Source organism: Anaeromyxobacter sp. K (assembly GCF_000020805.1).
Classification (GTDB): domain Bacteria; phylum Myxococcota; class Myxococcia; order Myxococcales; family Anaeromyxobacteraceae; genus Anaeromyxobacter; species Anaeromyxobacter dehalogenans.
On sequence record NC_011145.1, the window covers coordinates 2,417,115 to 2,432,810 of the forward strand.

The 15,696-nt window shown below is 75.5% G+C and carries 11 protein-coding genes; 5 read left to right on the top strand and 6 right to left on the bottom strand.

Annotated features, from left to right (window positions below):
* Window positions 1-15 precede the first annotated feature (15 nt).
* The 3 genes from ANAEK_RS10790 to ANAEK_RS10800 form a co-directional block, all read right to left on the bottom strand.
* On the bottom strand, window positions 16-1,524 hold the full coding sequence (locus ANAEK_RS10790) for a glycosyl transferase family protein (protein WP_012526180.1): 1,509 nt from the start codon (window positions 1,522-1,524) through the stop codon (window positions 16-18).
* The gene (locus tag ANAEK_RS10795) at window positions 1,521-3,023 is read right to left on the bottom strand and encodes a hypothetical protein (RefSeq protein WP_232288429.1); all 1,503 of its coding nucleotides are present in this window, start codon (window positions 3,021-3,023) and stop codon (window positions 1,521-1,523) included. The genes ANAEK_RS10790 and ANAEK_RS10795 overlap by 4 nt, the downstream gene beginning before the upstream one ends.
* Window positions 3,024-3,317: 294 nt before the next feature.
* Entirely contained in the window at window positions 3,318-4,127 is an 810-nt protein-coding gene (locus ANAEK_RS10800; protein WP_012526182.1) for a hypothetical protein, read from the bottom strand.
* Window positions 4,128-4,370: 243 nt separating this feature from the next.
* Between ANAEK_RS10800 and ANAEK_RS10805 the strand changes: the two genes are divergently transcribed.
* From ANAEK_RS10805 to mutS, 3 genes are read left to right on the top strand one after another with little or no spacing between them, the layout of a single operon-like run.
* Window positions 4,371-5,945 carry a DUF2334 domain-containing protein gene (locus ANAEK_RS10805; protein ID WP_232288430.1) on the top strand — a complete coding sequence of 525 codons (1,575 nt, stop codon included), beginning with the start codon at window positions 4,371-4,373 and terminating at the stop codon, window positions 5,943-5,945.
* A 20-nt stretch (window positions 5,946-5,965) separates the two neighbouring features.
* On the top strand, window positions 5,966-7,654 hold the full coding sequence (locus ANAEK_RS10810; protein WP_232288431.1) for a DUF2334 domain-containing protein: 1,689 nt from the start codon (window positions 5,966-5,968) through the stop codon (window positions 7,652-7,654).
* Between the two features lie 30 nt (window positions 7,655-7,684).
* A complete protein-coding gene (mutS, locus tag ANAEK_RS10815) occupies window positions 7,685-10,333 on the top strand; it encodes a DNA mismatch repair protein MutS (RefSeq protein ID WP_012526185.1) in 2,649 nt (882 codons plus the stop codon).
* A 75-nt stretch (window positions 10,334-10,408) separates the two neighbouring features.
* On the opposite strand, the gene ANAEK_RS10820 is transcribed toward mutS, so the two are convergent.
* From ANAEK_RS10820 to elbB, 3 genes are all read right to left on the bottom strand, one after another.
* On the bottom strand, window positions 10,409-10,687 hold the full coding sequence (locus ANAEK_RS10820) for a cytochrome c3 family protein (protein ID WP_012526186.1): 279 nt from the start codon (window positions 10,685-10,687) through the stop codon (window positions 10,409-10,411).
* Window positions 10,688-10,909: 222 nt separating this feature from the next.
* Window positions 10,910-11,197, bottom strand: coding sequence for a cytochrome c3 family protein (locus ANAEK_RS10825; protein ID WP_012526187.1), 288 nt, complete (start codon window positions 11,195-11,197; stop codon window positions 10,910-10,912).
* A 166-nt stretch (window positions 11,198-11,363) separates the two neighbouring features.
* Window positions 11,364-12,029, bottom strand: a complete 666-nt coding sequence (gene elbB / locus ANAEK_RS10830) for an isoprenoid biosynthesis glyoxalase ElbB (protein WP_012526188.1) — start codon at window positions 12,027-12,029, stop codon at window positions 11,364-11,366.
* Between the two features lie 155 nt (window positions 12,030-12,184).
* On the opposite strand from elbB, the gene ANAEK_RS10835 reads away from it, so the two are divergent.
* Window positions 12,185-13,996, top strand: a complete 1,812-nt coding sequence (locus ANAEK_RS10835) for an N-acetylmuramoyl-L-alanine amidase (RefSeq protein ID WP_012526189.1) — start codon at window positions 12,185-12,187, stop codon at window positions 13,994-13,996.
* Window positions 13,997-14,217: 221 nt separating this feature from the next.
* Window positions 14,218-15,666, top strand: coding sequence for an IS1182-like element ISAnsp6 family transposase (locus tag ANAEK_RS10840; protein WP_012525172.1), 1,449 nt, complete (start codon window positions 14,218-14,220; stop codon window positions 15,664-15,666).
* Window positions 15,667-15,696 lie beyond the last annotated feature (30 nt).

Consider the following 15,696-nt stretch of genomic DNA (forward strand, 5'->3'; position numbering starts at 1 on the left):
CAGCGGCGCGGCCGGTCAGGTCCGGCGCGCCTCGCGCACGAGCGGGATCACCCGCTGCCCGTCGCTGCGGGCGGCACGGCCGCGGTCGTCGGCACCGGCGGCCTGGGCGTCCCCGCCGGCGAGCGCCTCCGCGCTCGGGAACGCGTGCGAGGTCTTCACCCAGCGAAGCGGCTCGCCGGTCACCAGGTGGCGCAGGTAGGTGACCACCGCGCGCGCCGTGGCCGCCAGGCTGATGACGTTCGCGACCAGCAGGCGCGGCAGGCAGAGCGTCGCCAGCCGCGCGCCGTAGAGGCGCCCCACGAAGCCCATCTTCACGCCCACGCGCAGCAGGAAGCCGGCGAGGTTGACGAGCAGCAGCGCCTGGATCGCCCCGCCGGCGGGGACGATGCGGGCCGGCGACCAGGACGCGCCGGTCATCCCCGCGGTCCAGACGCGCACCACCACGTACGCGAGCAGCGCGTAGGACAGGGCGAGCAGGGCGTTCGTGAGGACCGCCTTCCGGTCGCGCCAGAGGCAGTAGCGGACCGCCGCCGGGCCCTGCCAGCCGGCGCTCTCCCAGGTCTGGAGGGAGATGCCCAGGATCCAGCGGGAGCGCTGCCGGACGGACGCCTGGAAGCGATCGGGGAAGTACTCCCGGGTGGCGATGGGGTCGTCGCGCGCCGGCGCCTCGGGGTCGTCCGGGTCGGCGGCGATCCGGTAGCACGCAAAGTGCGTGCGCCTCCGGGCGAGCCGGAAGCGGAGCCCGATCTCGTAGTCCTCGGTGAGGCTGGCCGGGTCGAACGGCTGCTGCGCGTGGGCGAGCGCGATCTGCTCGAACGCGCGCCGCTCGAACGCGCTCCCCACGCCCGCGGACGGGATGAGCCCGCCGATGGCCTGGCGCACCGGGAGCTCCTTCAGGTGGTGCTCGGCGAACTCGTCGATGTAGGTCCCCGCCACGACCTGCGAGGCGTCGAGCGGGAGCGAGAACACCGGCGTCTGCACGAACTCGTGCTTCGGGACGAGCAGGCTGTAGAGCCGCAGCGCGAGCGGGTGGATCACGTCCTCGGCGTCGTGCATGAGCAGGATGTCGAAGCGCGTCCCGCGCTCCCGCTCGTGCAGCACCACGCCCTGGTAGATCCAGTTCAGGCAGTCGGCCTTGGACGTGGGGCCGGCGTGGGGCACCACCACCTTGCGCACCGGCCAGCCCCGCGCGGCCGCCCGGTCCACGCGCGCCTGCGTGGCCGGGTCGTTCTGGTAGGTCCCGCAGAAGAAGACGTAGCGATCCCGCGGGAAGTCGATGCGGGAGACGTTCAGCTCGAGCATGCGCTCGATGACGTCCTCCTCGCGCCACGCCGGGAGGAGGATGGCGGTCCGCTTCGGCTCGACCCGCCGGAGGAGCGCGGCGGACACCGCCGTCGCCGAGCGCCGGTGGAGGCGCCGCGCCAGGTAGTTCACGTCGATGAAGAGCTCGTCCAGCTGGTTCAGCAGGATGGCGCCGCCGAGCGGTCCGGCCATGACGCGGGCGATCGTGTCGGGATCGATCACGGCGAGCGCTCGTACGAGGTGACGAGGAGCAGGCGCAGGTCGGTGTAGGTCGCCGGGTCGGGGGTGGGCTTCGCCACGCCCAGAATGCGCCCGCGGTTCACCGTCGCGACCACGTCCACGTGGATGGGGGCGAGCAGGCGGGCCCGGAGGCCCGCGCCGGCGTCCACGAACTGGCCGTAGATCTCGCCGTGGACGTCGAGGCCGGAGCGCCCCTCCGCCACCACGCCCCACGCCACCGGGCCGGTGAACAGGAGCGAGGCCCCGAGCCGGCCGCGCAGGAACGTCCCGCCGTCGTCGTGGTCGCGGTGGAGCACGCTCGCCTCCCACCACGCGTCGGCGCACGGGCGCCACCCCAGCTCGACGCCGTGCGCGGGACGGGGCCAGCACCCGTCGGTCTCGAGGCCGAGCGTCGCGCCGGCGCGCAGGTCGAGCCGGGTCGCGCCCTGCTGCAGGTCGCCGGCGGTGGGCGACAGGCGCGTCGCCGACCCGGCCTGCGCGAACAGGTCCAGCCGCTCCTGCCAGGCGCGGTAGAGCACGCCCACCGCCGCGACCATGCCGTCCGCGTAGCTGGGCGGCACCCCGCCCACGGGCGCGCCGCCGCCGAAGTCGCGCGCCAGGTCGAGCCGGGCGTACAGGCTCACGTCGCGGGCGAGGTCGGGCCGCCACCGGAGCGTCAGCTGCGCGAACGGGACGAGGTAGCGTCCCCTGGCGGCGCCCTGGGCGCGACGCCAGCCGAACGCCTCGAGGTACACCTCGCTCGTCAGGTGGCGGGGGAGCGCGGCCAGCGCCTCGTCGGCGTCGCCGGCGAGCGTCCGGTCCGGTCCCGTGGCGGCCGTTCGCAGGTGGCGCGCCGCCTCCGTGGGCCGACCCCGCTGCACCGCCAGGTAGCCGAGCTCCGACTCCACGGTCTGCGGGTCCGCGCCGGCCGCGGCCGCGGCCGCGAACGCCTCCCAGGCGCCGTGCAGGTCTCCGCGCGCCTTCCGCCGGTAGGCCTCGTCGAGCCAGGACTCGTTCAGCTCCCGCAGCGCCTGGCGCGCGAGCTCGCGCCGCGGACCGCGCGCCGCCTCGGCGAACGCTCGCCGCGCGGCGCCGTCGTCGCCCCGCTCCGCGGCCGCGTAGCCCGCGTCGAGGCGCGCCCGCTGCGCCGCCTCGAGCGGATCGATCCCGGCGTCCGCGGCCTCGGCATCCGGTACCCGGTCACCGCCGGCTGCGCCGCCCGGCGCGTCCGCGCGCCCCGCGCCGGGACCGCCGCCGGCGCCGACCGCGGGACCGCCACCTGGGGCCGGGTCCACGTCCCCGGGCCGCCAGGCGGCCAGCACGATCGCCGGCCCGACCCGCCGCGGCGCCCGTCGCGGCGAGAGCGAGGGCGGCGGCGGCGGCGCCCGACGCTCGCGCGCGGCGCCCGGGGGGACGGGCGCGGGGACCGCTCCTGCCGGCCCGCGCTGGCGGAGGTCCCGCCACGGCGTGGCGCCGGTGCAGAGCATCACCTGGGAGCCCACCACCAGCAGCGTGGTCGCGACCGCCGCCGTCAGCGTCCCCCAGCGTCGTCGCCGGCGCGCCGGGGGTGGCTCGGCCTCCCGCGGACCTTCACCGTCAGGCGAGGTCGGGCCGGCTGGAGCGGTGCGGGGCGGCGCGCCCATTTGACGATCCGTGGAATTCGGTCCGTGCGACGGGTGAAACGTGGGGACGCGGCGGTGGCTTGGGGAGGGCGGGCCGCCCCGGCCTCGGATCCACCCGCTCGACCGCTCGTCGAGCCCTGCGGGCCCCCGCCCGCGCGACGCGTGGCGGGCGACTCAGCGGGCGGGCCGCGCGCCGGGCAGGGCGTGGGCCTCCGCGTCGCCGGGCACGAGGCTGGCCAGCGACCGCCACATCGGCCTCGACGCCGGGACCATGTCCTCGCTGAAGTGCCACCAGAAGTACCCGCCCACGAACCGTGGGTGCGGCGCCTGGATCCCGTAGCACCGCGCGAGCGCGCCCGGCCGGCGGCGGGCGTCCTCCGCGCCGCACTCGCCGATGCCGAGGGCGGCGCGCGGGAACAGCCTGCCCAGGCGGCCGAACACCGCGCGCCAGTCCGGCCTGGTCCCCGGGCACTCGTCCTCGTAGTAGCTCAGCCAGACGTAGTCGACCTCGCGGCGGAGCCCGGGCGAGAGGTGGCGGGCCGCCCAGCGGAACGCCCCGCGGTCCGGGGTGGTGGCGGAGCACCCGCCGTCGTAGTGGAGCGTGATCGCGGTGCGGCCCCCGCGCGCCTTCACCGCGGCGTGCGCGAGCGCCACCTTCGCCGCGACGGTCCGGCTGTCGCCCGTCCACTCACCGTTGACCTCGTTCCCGACCTCCCAGACGTCCACCAGCGGCCAGAGCGCGTCCAGGTACTCGTGGAGACGGGCGGCGTAGGCGTCCGGGGGGAGGCTCGCCAGGTCCGAGGAGTCCACCAGCAGGCCCATGACGTCGGCGGCGCGGCGGATGGCGGCGACCGGCGCGGCGTAATCGGTGGCCCGCGGCCGCAGGTCGAACACGATCCGCGCGGTCGGGCGGCGCGGGAGGCGGGCCAGCGCCTGGACCGTCGGCGCGGTGTTCCAGGGATCGTCGACGGTGACGCCCCACACGCGCCGGCTCGGGGCCGGCGGAGCGTGCGACGCGGCGCTCGCGACGCCGCACGTCGCCAGGGCGGCGGCGAGGCAGGCGCGGGCCGACCAGGTGCGGAGCGTGGACGTGGCAGCCTCCCGGTCCGGCCGGTGCAGCGAACGGACGCACGGAAATGTGCACCCGGCGCCGCCGGGCGGTCGCCGCACCCGCCGCGGGTTGAAAGCGCCCCGGCGGCGTTCCTAGCGTGGTCGGTGCCCTCCCGCGTGACGACGCGCCGCCCGATCTCGCTGGTGGCGCTCGCATGCCTGGCGTGGCTGCTGGCGGGCGCTGCCCGCGCCCCGGACCCGGCGTCGACGGTGAGCGCCGCGGCCGGCGCGGGCCTCGCCACGCTGGTCCTGTACGACGACGGCGATCCCGCGCTGGCCCGGGCGTCGGCGATCTCGGCGGCGAACCTGGCCTCGCACTTCGGTCCGTGGCGGACGCTCGCGGTCCGCGAATACCAGCCCGGCGACGCCTCCCGCGCGCGCGCCGTCATCTACATCGGGACGGCCGGTGCCGCGCCGCCCCCGCCCGCGCTCGTGGACGAGGTGCTCCGGGGGACACCGCCGGTCCTGTGGCTGGACGAGGGGCTCGAGCGTCCCGGGTCGCGGGCGCGCCTGCTCGATCGATACGGCTTCGCGCCGGGCGCCGCGGAGGCGCAGCGGGTCGATCGCGTGCGGTACAAGGGCGTCGAGCTGTCCCGGGACGCCGACGCGGCGGGGCCGCTCCACACCGTCGCGGTCCGCGGCGGCGCGGCGCGGGTGATCGCGGCCGCGGTGACCGCGGACGGCGCGGAGGTGCCGTGGGCGGTCAGGTCGGGGAGCCTCACCTACGTCGCCGAGAACCCGCTGGTGGCGACCTCCGAGGGCGATCGCTACCTGGCGTTCTGCGACCTGCTGTTCGATCTCCTCGCGCCCGCCACGCCCGAGCGCCACCGCGCGCTGGTCCGGATCGAGGACGTCCTGCCCACCGACGACCCGGCCCGGCTGCGGAAGCTGGCCGACACGCTCGCGGCGGCCGGCGTGCCCTTCGGCGTCGCGATCGTCCCGCTGTACGTGGACGACCGGCGTCCCGATCGGCGGCGGGTGGTGCGGTGGACGGACGCGCCCGCCGCGCTCGCCGCGCTCCGCTACATGCTGGCCAGGGGCGGGGTCCCGGTGATGCACGGGTACACGCACCAGCGCGACGCCACGCCCTCGGCGTTCGGCGGCGTCTCCGGCCTGGACTTCGAGTTCTGGACCGGCCGGGTGGACGCCGCCGGCACCGTCCGGCTCGAGGGGCCGGTGCCCGGGGACGGCGCCGAGCGCGCCCGGCGCCGGGCGCTGCGCGGGCTGCGGGAGCTGGAGCGCGCCGAGATCGATCGGCCCGAGATCTTCGAGTACCCGCACTACGCCGGATCGGCCGAGGCGTCCGCCGCGCTCGCGCGGCTGTTCCCGGCGGCGTACCACCGCGGCCTCTACTTCTCGGGACGGCTCGGCGGCCCCGCTGCGGACGGGGGCGGTGAGCCGGTGGCGCAGCTCTTCCCGTTCGAGGTGACCGACGTCTACGGGTGGCGGTTGCTGCCGGAGAACCTCGGGCGCTACGCGCCGTACGGCGGGAGCGGGGTGCGCGCGCGGCGGGTGGAGGACCTCGTGCGCACCGCGCGGGCGAGCCGGGTGGTGCGCGACGGCTTCGCGAGCTTCTTCTTCGACGCGAGGGACGACCCGCGGGCGCTCGCCGAGATCGTCCGCGGCATCCAGGCGGCGGGCTACGCGTTCGTGAGCCCGCGCGCGCTCGTCCCGCGCCCGCACGGCAGGTAGGACCACACGGGAAGGGTCACATGACGACGCGACGGCGGGAGCGGTGGGGAGGGTGGGTGGCTGCGCTGGCGCTGGCGTCGTTGGCCGGCTGGGGCGCGGCGGCCGGGGCGCAGGACGCGGCGGGCGCGCCGCGCGCCGAGGGCTCGAGCGCGCCCCGCGCCGACGTCCGCCACGACGGGGCAGCCTCGACGCTGGTGCTCTACGACGAGGGCGGTCCGTGGGGGTGGATGGGCGAGCTCTACGCGGCGTCGGTCGGCAACCTCGTCTCCCACTTCGGCCGCTGGCGCGCCATGCCGGTCGGGCGCTACCGGGCCGGCGACCTGGCCCGCCACGACGCCGCCGTGTACGTGGGCTCCACCTACGACGAGCCGCTCCCGGCGGCGTTCCTGACCGACGTCCTCGAGCAGCGGACGCCGGTGCTGTGGATCGGTGACAACCTGTGGGCGCTCGCCCGGCACGCCGGGAGCGAGCGCTTCCAGCAGCGCTTCGGGTTCCTCCCCGGCGAGTACGATCCGCGGCGCGTCGAGGCGGTCAGGTACAAGGGGGTCGAGCTCACCCGCGACGCGGTCCACAACGACGCGAAGCTGGTGGGCGTGACCCTGCCGCCCGCCGGCGGCGCGCGCGTGCTCGCCACCGGCGTCGCCCGGGGCGGGGGCACGCTCCCGTGGGCGGTGCGGGGCGGCCACCTCACGTTCGTGGCCGAGAACCCGCTCACCTACGCGACCGAGCGCGATCGCTACCTCGCGCTCTGCGACCTGCTGTTCGACCTGCTCGCGCCGGGCACGCCCGAGCGCCACCGCGCGCTGGTCCGGATCGAGGACGTGCTCCCCACCGACGACCCGGCGCGTCTGCGCGCGCTGGCGGACGCGCTCGCCGCCGAGGGCGTCCCGTTCGCCGTGGCCGTGATCCCCGTCTACGTGGACCCGCGCGCGGCGTACAGCGACGACGGCCGGCCGCAGCGCGTGACCTGGAGCGACGTGCCCGAGGCGGCGGCCGCGCTCCGCTACATGGTGGCGAAGGGCGGCACGCTGGTCATGCACGGCTACACCCACCAGCTCGGGACGCGGCCGGCGCCCTACACCGGCGTCTCCGGCGACGACTTCGAGTTCTGGACCGCGCACGTGGACGCGAACGACCGGGTGGTCCTCGACGGGCCGGCCCCGGGCGACTCCGAGGCGTGGGCGCTCGACCGCGCCCGCCGCGGCCTCCGCGAGCTGGAGCGGGCGGGGCTGGGCCGGCCGGCGATCTTCGAGTACCCGCACTACGCCGGGTCGGCGGCCGACTCGCGCGCGCTCGCCGGTGTGTTCCCGAACGCGTACCACCGCGGGCTCTACTTCGCGGGCGTGCTCGGGGGCGAGAAGGGCCCGCCCGCGCGCTCCATGGGCCAGTTCTTCCCGTACGAGGTGAACGACGCGTACGGCTGGCACGTGCTGCCGGAGAACCTGGGGAACTACTCCCCCAAGGCGTTCAACGGGCATCCACCGCGGCTCCCGGCCGAGCTCGTCGCGAACGCCCGCGCGAACCGCGTGGTGCGCGACGGGTTCGCGAGCTTCTTCTTCCACGGCTACTACGACCCGGCCGTCCTGGTCGAGATCGTCCGCGGAGTCCGCCAGGCCGGGTTCACGTTCGTCAGCGCCGCCTCGCTCGCGGCCGGCTCGCCCGAGCCGGTCCGGGCCGCCGCGCGCGAGCCTCGAGGGGCTCGGCAATGACGGCCGCCTGCGGTAGAAACGCGGTCGCCCATGCCGGAGATCGCCCAGGCCCACACGCCGATGATGCGGCAGTACCTCGAGACCAAGGCGAGGTACCCCGACGCCATCCTGTTCTTCCGCCTCGGCGACTTCTACGAGATGTTCTTCGAGGACGCGCTCACCGCGTCCGAGGCGCTGCAGATCACGCTGACGGCGCGCTCCAAGGGCGACGACAAGGTCCCGATGTGCGGCGTGCCCTACCACGCGGCGCGGGGCTACGTGGCGCGCCTGCTGGAGAAGGGCTTCAAGGTCGCGATCTGCGACCAGGTCGAGGAGCCGGGCAAGTCGCAGCTCGTGAAGCGCGAGGTCACCCGGGTGGTGACGCCGGGCATGGTCCTCGACGACCAGGTGCTCGATCCGCGCGAGGCGAGCTGGCTGGGCGCGGTGGCGCTGGACGACGGGCGCGCCGGGCTGGCGCTGCTCGACGCCTCGACCGGGCAGCTCCAGTGCGGCGAGGTGGACGGCGACGAGCGGCTGGTGGACGAGCTGCGCCGGGCCGGCGTGCGCGAGCTGGTGTTCTCGAGCGCGGCGGACGGCGCGCGGGCCGAGGCGATCGCGCGCGCGGTGGGGGCGCCGGCGGCCCGCCGCGACGCGGCCGAGTTCGAGCGCGCCGAGGACCGGCTGCGCAAGCACCTGGGCGTGCCGAGCCTGGACGGCTTCGGGGTCTCCGGGCTGCCGCTCGGGCTCGCCGCGGCCGCGGCCGCGCTCGCCTACCTCGCCGACACGCAGCGCGCGGCGCCGCGCCACGTGGACCGGATCTCGCGGCTCTCCACCGACGACGTCCTGCTGCTCGACGAGGCCACCCGCACGAACCTCGAGCTGGAGCGGACGCTGTCCGGCGGCCGCAAGAAGGGGACGCTGCTCGCGCTCCTGGATCGCACCGTGACGGCGCCCGGCGGGCGGCGCCTGGCGGAGTGGCTGCGCTACCCGCTCACCGACCTCGCACGCATCGGGGCGCGGCTCGACGCCGTGGAAGAGCTCACCGGCGCCGCGGTGGCCCGCGAGGAGCTGGCCCTGGCGCTCCGGCCGGTCGCCGACCTGGAGCGGCTGCTCTCGCGCCTGGTGCTGGGGCAGGGGAACGCGCGGGACCTGCGGGCGCTGGCGGGTGCGCTCCTGGCGCTGCCGGCGCTGGCGGCCGTGCTCGAGGCGCGCGGCGCGGCGCGGCTGCGCGAGGCGGGCGCGCGGCTGCGCGGGCTGGAGGCGCTGGCGGCGCACCTCGACGCGGCGGTCGCGGAGGAGCCGCCGGCCACCCTGCGCGAGGGCGGCATCATCCGCCGCGGCCACTCCGCCGAGCTGGACGAGATCGTCGCCATCGCCGAGGACGGCAAGGGGTGGATCGCCGCCCTGGAGGCGAAGGAGCGCGAGCGTACCGGGATCGGCTCGCTCAAGGTCCGCTTCAACAAGGTCTTCGGGTACTACCTCGAGGTCACCAGGCCGAACCTTCACCTCGTCCCGAAGGACTGGGAGCGGCGGCAGACCACCGTCGGCGGCGAGCGCTTCGTCACCCCCGAGCTGAAGACGCTCGAGGAGAAGGTCCTCACCGCGGAGGAGCGGCGGGCGGCGCTGGAGGAGCGGCTGTTCGAGGCGCTGCGCCAGGCGGTCGCCGCCGAGGCGCCGCGGGTGCGCACCGCGGCGGACGCGGTCGCCACCGCGGACGCGCTCCTGTCGCTCTCGCGGGTCGCGGCGGAGCGCGGCTACGTGCGCCCCGAGGTGGACGCGTCCGAGGCGCTCGAGATCGTGGACGGGCGCCACCCGGTGGTGGAGGCGGTGCTGCCGGACGGGCCGGCCGCGTACGTGCCGAACGACGTCCTGGTGGCCTCGCGCGACGCGCCGGAGTGCGCCGAGCACGGCGCGCTGCTGGTCATCACCGGGCCGAACATGGCCGGCAAGAGCACGGTGATGCGCGAGGCGGCGCTGGTGGTGCTGCTCGCGCAGATGGGCGCGTTCGTGCCGGCCCGGCGCGCGCGCATCGGGCTGGTGGACCGGATCTTCACGCGGGTGGGCGCCTCCGACGACCTGGCGCGGGGCCGCTCCACGTTCATGGTGGAGATGACCGAGACCGCCGCCATCCTCCACAACGCCACCCGCCGGTCGCTGGTGGTCCTCGACGAGATCGGCCGCGGCACCTCCACGTTCGACGGCGTGTCCATCGCCTGGGCGGTCGCGGAGCACCTCCACGACGTGACCGGCTGCCGCACGCTGTTCGCGACGCACTACCACGAGCTGCAGGACCTCGCGCGCGAGCGGCCGGCCGTTCGGAACCTCACCGTGGCGGTGCGCGAGGTGGGCGACCGCGTCGTCTTCCTCCGCAAGCTCGTCCAGGGCGGCGCGTCGCGCAGCTACGGCATCGAGGTCGCGAAGCTGGCGGGCCTGCCGGCCGAGGTGCTGGCGCGGGCCCGCGAGATCCTGAAGAACCTGGAGGCGATGGAGGTGGACGAGGGCGGCCACCCCGCGCTGGCGCGCGGCCGGCGGCGCCGCGCCGGCCCGTCCGCCGCGCAGCTCGGCCTGTTCGGCGGCGGGGCGGCGGCGGACCCGGCCGCGGAGGAGGTCGCGAAGGCCATCCGCGCGATCGACCTCGACGCGCTCCGCCCGCTCGACGCGCTCAACCTGCTGGCCGGCTGGAAGAAGTCGCTGGAGTAGGGAAAAAGGAAGGGGGCCGGTCGCCCGGCCCCCTCGCGCTGCGGTCGTGACCGGGAAGCCCGGCCGACGGGATCGCTACGCCTTCTTGTGGCACTCGGCGCACTTCGCCGGGCCCTTCGCTTCCTTCTTGTGGCACTCGATGCACGTCGCGTGCGCCTTCTCCTTGCCGAACCCCTCGATCTTGCCGCCGGCGGCGGTCGCGTGGCAGGTCTCGCACTTCACCGCCGCGTGGGTCTTGTGGTTGAAGGTCACGTCGCCGTTCTTTGCCTTCAGCACGGTCGGCGCGGCGGGCGCGGCCGCCATGGCGGAGCCGGTGAGCACGAAGGCGGCCACGATCGAAGCGAGGAGCTTCATTGGGATGTACCCCTGGTGAGAGCGGACGGGTCCATTCCCGTCGCGAATTGGACGGGCACTCTAGCCCGCGCATTCTCCGGGGAGCCTGCGGCAAGTGCGCGCATGCGCGCGCGCGCGCAGGCGTGGATTGAGCACACGCGCCCGCACGCAGGGTCAAAGCGGAGCAAATGAAAAGGGGCCGCGCGCGGCGGCCCCCTCGGTGCGGCGGCGAAGCGGTGCGGGCTACGCCTTCTTGTGGCACTCCGCGCACTTCGTCGGGCCCTTGGCCTCCTTCTTGTGGCACTCGATGCAGAGGCCGTGGGCCTTGTCCTTGCCGAAGCCCTCGATCTTCCCGCCCGCCGCGGTGGCGTGGCAGGTCTCGCACTTGCCGAGCTTGTCGGCGTGCGCCTTGTGCGGGAACGTCACGTTGCCCGGCTTGGCCTGGAGGGTGAGGGTGGCGGGCGGCTCGGCGGCGACGGCGACGACGGAGATGGTCAGTGCGGCGAACAGCGCAGCGAGGTACTTGGTCACGAGAGGCTCCTCGGAATCGGGGCGGACCAGCCCGCCCGGCTATCGGACGCGCGACATTACTCGATATTCAGGGGGGTCCGGAAGAATTGTCGCACGGGGGCCCTGACCGGCATCCCCGGTTGACGTGCATCAATTCAGGGCCTTTCCTCCCGCCGGGAGGGGACCGTCAGGCCATCTCCAGCACCGCCGAGACCAGCTTGTCGATCCCGGTCGCCACCGGGGCGATCCAGGGCCCGAGCATGTAGGCGGGCGTGCTCGCGACCTTCAGCCGCTCGTCCACGACCGCGTCCTCCACCTTGCAGTCCACGTGGCGCGCGCCCCAGGACTCGATCGCGGCGGCGGTGTCGCGGTCGTTCCCGATCGTGACCTTGACCCCCTCGGGCCCGAGCAGGCGCGCCGCGATCACCGGGGCGATGCAGATGAAGCCCATGGGCCGGCCGGCGCCGCGCACCTCGCGCACGATCCGCTCCACCTCCGGGAGCACGCGCATGGCCCGGCCCTCCACGGCGAAGCTGCAGAGGTTCTTGGCCGCGCCGAAGCCGCCCGGGAACACCAGCGCGTCGAGGTCCCGCCCCGACACCGCGGAGAGCGGCGTGATCCGCCCGCGCACGATGCGGGCCGCCTCCACCAGCACGCGGCGCCGCTCGCCGTCGGCCGGCGCCCCCTTCACGTGATCGACGACGTGCAGCTGCTCGACGTCCGGCGCGGTCGCGACGAGCTTCGCGCCGCGGCGGTCGAGGGACAGCAGCGTGCACACCGCCTCGTGGATCTCGGCGCCGTCCAGGAACCCGCAGCCGGACAGGACGACGCCCACGCGCTTCTGGCTCGCCATCGGAGGCCTCCCCGGAGTGTGGACGGGCCAGGATACCGCCGCCGCGCGCGCCCGGGCAGCGTCCCGGGCCGGTCGGGATGGCCCCCGGGCATGGGATGCGCGCCGGCGGCCGGAAATTGGACGGAGATATCGAGCGGGGGGACATTCGCCCTCCCATGCGCCGCGCCGCCGTCCTGCTCACCGTGCTGATGCTCGCTGCCCCGGTGGAGGCAGCGCCGGCGGCGCGCAACCGCGGCAGGACGCCCGCGGCCGCGAAGCACGACGCACCGCGGCGCACGGCGGCCCGCGCGCGCCCGGCCCCGGCGCCGAAGAAGCCCGCGGCCCGGGCGAAGGCGAGCCGGCTGGAGGACGCCAAGGCCGCGATGTCCGCGCTGATGCGCGACCGGAACCGGCGCCGCTACCGCCACAACTGGGAGAAGGCGATCCGCGGCCTCGAGCAGGCGGCGCGCGGGAGGGACGCGCCGGCCGCGCTGCTCGAGGCGGCGCGCGCGCGGTACGCGCTGTACCGCTGGTCCGCGGTGGAGGCGGATCGCGACGAGGCGCTCCGGCTCGCGGCGCGCGCGACGCGCCTCGGCTCGCGCGACGCGCCCGCGCTCGCCGCCGCGATCCGCCGCGAGGCCGGCGACGATCGTCCGGCGCGCGCCGCCGCGCCGCCCCGGGCCGCGCCGAAGCGGGCGCCGGCGCCCGCGCCCGCGGCCCCTGCGGCGCCCGAGCCGGAGCCCGCCGACGCCGACGAGGAGCCCGCCCCGGAGCCCGCGCTCGACGCGGCCCTGGCCGACCTGCGCGGCGAGCCCGCCCGGCCCATGCCGCTCGGCGAGTCCGGCGGGGAGGGCACGGCCACGGTGTCCGAGGTCCGGGCCTGGTCGAGCGGCGACTACACCCGCGTCGCCATCTACCTGTCGCACTGGGTGGGCTGGCACAAGCTGGAGCTCGCCCCCGAGGGCGACCGCCCTCGCCGGCTCGCGCTCGACCTGCGCCCGGCGCACCTCGACGGCAAGGCGGTCGAGCGCGCCGTGGCCGGCGACCAGGTGGACCGGGTGCGCGCGGCGCAGAACGGCCCGGACACCGTGCGCGTGGTGCTGGACCTGCCCGGCGACGACAAGGTGCAGCTCTTCACGCTCGACGATCCGCCGCGCCTGATCGTGGACGTCGGGACGCACGCCGCCATCCACCAGGCGATCGCCGGCGCGACCCGCGCGCCGGAGCCGCCGCCGGCGCCCGGCCCGGCCGCGCCCGCGGGCAAGGCCGGCCCGTCCGCCGGCGAGGGCGAGCTCGGGCCCATCCGTCGCATCGTGGTGGACGCCGGGCACGGCGGCCACGATCCCGGCGCCATCGGCCCGACCCGCGTGCGCGAGAAGGACGTGACGCTCGCGATCGCGCGGCGGCTGGCGCGCAAGCTGGAGGCCGAGGGCTTCCAGGTGGTGCTGACGCGGCGCGACGACCGGTTCCTGGCGCTCGAGGAGCGCACCGCGCTCGCGAACACCGCCCGCGGCGACCTGTTCGTCTCGGTGCACGCGAACGCCCACCCGCGCCGCGTCCGCGCCGGCGTGGAGACCTACTTCCTGAACGTGGCCGACGACCGCTACGCGGCCCGGCTCGCCGCCCGCGAGAACGGGCTCGACGCCGAGGACGCGCCGTCGGAGGTGGCGCGCATCCTGAGCGACCTCGACGCGAAGGCCAGCGCGGACAGCTCGCGCCGGCTCGCGCAGCTCGTCCAGCGCGAGGTGTGCGCGGGCGTGCGCTCGCGGGTGGGGGACGTGAAGGACCTCGGCGTGAAGAGCGCGCTGTTCTACGTGCTGCTGGGCGCGCGCATGCCGGCGGTGCTGGTCGAGACCGGGTTCATCTCCAACCGCGCCGAGGAGCAGCGCCTCGGCTCGGCGCGCTACCAGGACGAGGTGGCGTCCGGGATCACCCGCGCGGTCGCGCAGTTCGCCCGGGGTGACGCGCGGGTGGCGGCGGCGCGCTGAGAGCACGTGAAACAATCCCCTCCCGTCGCCGCGGCGGCCGATCCGCGTCGCATCGCGTCGTTGCTCCTCCCTCACATGCCGACGGGCATGCTCGGTCGTCGCGCCTCGCGCTGCTCGCGTCTCGACCGCCTGGCTCGGTCCGGGGATTGATTCACGCGCTCTGACACGGTTGCCCAAAACAGGAGTTGAGGTCAGAGGCGCGGGATGATCTTCTGCGCGCGATGACGCTCACGCCCCCGCCGACCGAGCCCGCCCAAGTTCGCCGCAGGCAGCGCCGAGATCCCGATCCGCACTTCAAGCCGGACACGAGCCACCAGCTCGACGCGATCCTGGGCTGCCCGGCGGAGAGCGTCCCGAAGGATCATCTCGCCTGGGCGGTGCTCGAGATCGTCGAGCAGCTCGACACATCGGCGGTCGAGGCCGGCTACTCGTCGCTCGGCCGTCACGGTTATCACCCGAAGAGCACGCTCGCCGTCTGGGTGTACGCGAGCCTCATCGGACTTCATCACTCGACCAAGGTGGCCCGCGCGCTGGGGACGGACGCGGCGATGCGGCTCGTCGCACGTGGCGGGAAGCACTCGGGCGCGACGCTGCGCCGGTTCCGGCAGCGCAATGCCGTGCTGTTCGCCGCCGCCATCGACGCCACGGTGCGCCTCGCGCACGAGCGCGGGCTGCTCGACGCGAAGGACCTCGCCATCGACAGCGTCCGAATCCGGGCGCACGCCTCGACGAAGGCGGTGAGGACGCGCGAGCGCTCCACGCGGCGGCTCCGCGAACTCGAGGGGATCGATCCGCGAGACCTGCCGAAGGGCAGCCGGATGGAGCACGCGGCAAAGCTCAAGAAGCATCGCGAGGCGCTGGCGCTGTGCGACGAGCGCGACGTCACGAACGTGGTGCTGACGAGCCCCGCGGCCGCACTGATGAAGTTCCCGTCGGGCGCGGGTCTGCCGGGTCATCGCGTCACCGTCACCGCGAGCGGGCAGAGGACCCGCTTCGTGATCTCCGTGCTGGTGGACGCGGCGACGAACGACTACGGCAAGCTCGAGGGAGCGGTGAACCAAGCGCGAGAGGCCCTCCTGCGGGCGGGTGTGCCGGAGGAATCGAAGCTCCAGTTCGCCGCGGACGCAGGTTACTGGAGCGAGCCGGATCTTTCGTTCGCACTGCGTTCCCGCGAGTGGGCCGACATCCTCGTCGCCGAACCCGGCAAGGAGAACGGGCATGACGACAGGACGGCTCCGTACTTTGGGCGGCGCGCCTTCGAGATCGACGGCGAAACCGCCGTCTGCCCGGCAGGCACGCGTATGCGCGGCCCCTATCAGGACTCGGCGGTCGGCCGGCTGAAGTGGATCGGCGTCGGCTGCGCGGAGTGCCCGCAGAAGCCGCAGTGCACGCCCGGACGTGAGCGCGCCCTCACCGTGAGTCCGGCTGCGGAGGCGATGCGGGACCGGCTACAGGGCAAGGGGGCACGCGAGCGCTACAACCGGCGCATCGCGACCGTTGAGCCGGTGTTCTCCGCCATCGAAGACACGATGGGGTTCCGTCGCGTCAGCTCGCGGCTCCCCGAGACGGTCCGGGCGGAGATCCTGCTCAAGATCCTCGCCCACAACGTCGGTCGCCTCGTCACGGCGAAGCGGGTTCGCTGTGTCTACGTGCTCGTCGAGGAATTCTGATCAACCCTGTGAGCGCGCGTCGGGGAGCGG

Excerpts from the sequence above, each read along its gene's own strand:
- ANAEK_RS10810 (WP_232288431.1), top strand. The coding sequence starts at position 5,966 with ATGACGACGCGACGGCGGGAGCGGTGGGGAGGGTGGGTGGCTGCGCTG.
- mutS (WP_012526185.1), top strand. The coding sequence starts at position 7,685 with ATGCCGGAGATCGCCCAGGCCCACACGCCGATGATGCGGCAGTACCTC.
- ANAEK_RS10820 (WP_012526186.1), bottom strand. The coding sequence starts at position 10,687 with ATGAAGCTCCTCGCTTCGATCGTGGCCGCCTTCGTGCTCACCGGCTCC.
- elbB (WP_012526188.1), bottom strand. The coding sequence starts at position 12,029 with ATGGCGAGCCAGAAGCGCGTGGGCGTCGTCCTGTCCGGCTGCGGGTTC.
- ANAEK_RS10835 (WP_012526189.1), top strand. The coding sequence starts at position 12,185 with ATGCGCCGCGCCGCCGTCCTGCTCACCGTGCTGATGCTCGCTGCCCCG.
- ANAEK_RS10840 (WP_012525172.1), top strand. The coding sequence starts at position 14,218 with ATGACGCTCACGCCCCCGCCGACCGAGCCCGCCCAAGTTCGCCGCAGG.